Source organism: Nocardioides sp. Soil796, assembly GCF_001429525.1.
Lineage (GTDB): Bacteria > Actinomycetota > Actinomycetes > Propionibacteriales > Nocardioidaceae > Nocardioides.
Genome location: NZ_LMSQ01000022.1, coordinates 1 through 2,500, shown reverse-complemented (window position 1 = coordinate 2,500; position 2,500 = coordinate 1). Strand labels below are relative to the sequence as shown.

At 55.0% G+C, this 2,500-nt stretch carries 1 rRNA gene; it reads left to right on the top strand.

From position 1 onward, the window contains the following. Positions 1-232 precede the first annotated feature (232 nt). Positions 233-2,500, top strand: a 23S ribosomal RNA gene (locus ASH02_RS23815); the annotation flags it as partial.

Sequence of the window (2,500 nt, the reverse complement as noted above, 5' to 3'; positions counted from 1 at the left end):
GAGCTTTCCGCCTGGTCTGTTAGTACTGTCCTTCGGGACGTGGAACGCGGGGTTTGGTGGGGGTGAGCACTTGACACACTGTTGGGTCCTGAGGGATCGAGTCTTGACTCGTTTTCTCGTGGGCCATCACACCGCTGAACCGCTTGGTCGTTGGACTGGGTAGGCACGGAGTTTGTGGTGGTACCGCCCGTATCTTGAGAACTACACAGTGGACGCGAGCATCTTTGTAGCAAGACAAGCTACTAAGGGCACATGGTGGATGCCTTGGCACCAAGAGCCGATGAAGGACGTAGGAACCTGCGATAAGCCCCGGGAAGTTGGTAACCAAGCTGTGATCCGGGGATTTCCGAATGGGGAAACCCAGCTGGAGTCATGTCCAGTTACCTCTGTCTGAACACATAGGACAGTTGGAGGGAACACCGGGAAGTGAAACATCTCAGTACCGGTAGGAAGAGAAAACAAAAGTGATTCCGAGAGTAGTGGCGAGCGAAATCGGAAGAGGCCAAACTCGTGCAGTGTGATAGCCGGCAGGCGTTGCTGTTCGAGGGTTGTGGGGCCGTCACGTCGGATCTGCCGATCCGACACAGAGTTAGAAACCATCGTTGAAGTCGAAATGGATTGGAAAGTCCTGGCGTAGAGGGTGATACCCCCGTACACGTAAGACGATGGCTCTGAGACGTCACCCCAAGTAACACGGAACCCCTGAAATTCCGTGTGAATCTGGCGGGACCACCCGTTAAGCCTAAATACTCCTTGGTGACCGATAGCGGACAAGTACCGTGAGGGAAAGGTGAAAAGTACCCCTGGCGGGGAGTGAAATAGTACCTGAAACCATGTGCCTACAAACCGTTGGAGCGGGGATTCGTCCCTGTGACAGCGTGCCTTTTGAAGAATGAGCCTGCGAGTTTGCGTTGTGTTGCGAGGTTAACCCGTGTGGGGAAGCCGTAGCGAAAGCGAGTCCGAATAGGGCGTTTGAGTAGCACGATCAAGACCCGAAGCGAAGTGATCTATCCATGGGCAGGTTGAAGCGCGGGTAAGACCGCGTGGAGGACCGAACCCACTTAGGTTGAAAACTGAGGGGATGACCTGTGGATAGGGGTGAAAGGCCAATCAAACTTCGTGATAGCTGGTTCTCCCCGAAATGCATTTAGGTGCAGCGTCGCGTGTTTCTTGCTGGAGGTAGAGCACTGGATAGCCGATGGGCCCTACAAGGTTACTGACGTTAACCAAACTCCGAATGCCAGTAAGTGAGAGCGCGGCAGTGAGACTGCGGGGGATAAGCTCCGTAGTCGAGAGGGAAACAGCCCAGACCATCAGCTAAGGTCCCTAAGCGATAACTAAGTGGAAAAGGATGTGGAGTCGCACAGACAACCAGGAGGTTGGCTTGGAAGCAGCCACCCTTGAAAGAGTGCGTAATAGCTCACTGGTCAAGTGATTCCGCGCCGACAATGTAGCGGGGCTCAAGTTATCCACCGAAGCTATGGCATTCATGCGTAAGACAGGCCTTTGTGGTCCAGTTGCATGGATGGGTAGGGGAGCGTCGTGTGGGCAGTGAAGCGGCGGAGTGATCCAGCCGTGGAGGCCACACGAGTGAGAATGCAGGCATGAGTAGCGAATGACTGGCGAGAAACCAGTCCGCCGAATGATCAAGGGTTCCAGGGTCAAGCTAATCTGCCCTGGGTAAGTCGGGACCTAAGGCGAGGCCGACAGGCGTAGTCGATGGACAACGGGTTGATATTCCCGTACCGGCAAAATAGCGCCCATGACGAACCTAGTGATGCTAAGTGCCCAAAACCACCGGGATCCTTCGGGACGATGGTGGCAGAGCGCACGACCCGAACTAGTAGTAGTCAAGCGATGGGGTGACGCAGGAAGGTAGTCCAACCGTGGCGATGGTTGCCCACGGCTAAGGGTGTAGGGCGAACGGTAGGCAAATCCGCCGTTCATGTGCCTGAGACCTGATGGGGAGTCCGTATGGACGAAGTGGATGATCCTATGCTGTCGAGAAAAACCTCTAGCGAGCTATGCGCCGCCCGTACCCCAAACCGACTCAGGTGATCAGGTAGAGAATACCAAGGCGATCGAGTGAACCACGGTTAAGGAACTCGGCAAAATACCCCCGTAACTTCGGGAGAAGGGGGGCCGGATTCGTGATGGGACTTGCTCCCGGAAGCGATGAAGGCCGCAGAGACCAGGCCCAAGCGACTGTTTACTAAAAACACAGGTCCGTGCGAAGTCGTAAGACGATGTATACGGACTGACTCCTGCCCGGTGCTGGAAGGTTAAGGGGACCTGTTAGAACTTCGGTTCGAAGCGGAGAACTTAAGCCCCAGTAAACGGCGGTGGTAACTATAACCATCCTAAGGTAGCGAAATTCCTTGTCGGGTAAGTTCCGACCTGCACGAATGGAGTAACGACTTGGGCGCTGTCTCAACCGTGGACTCGGCGAAATTGCAGTACGAGTAAAGATGCTCGTTACGCGCGGCAGGACGGAAAGACC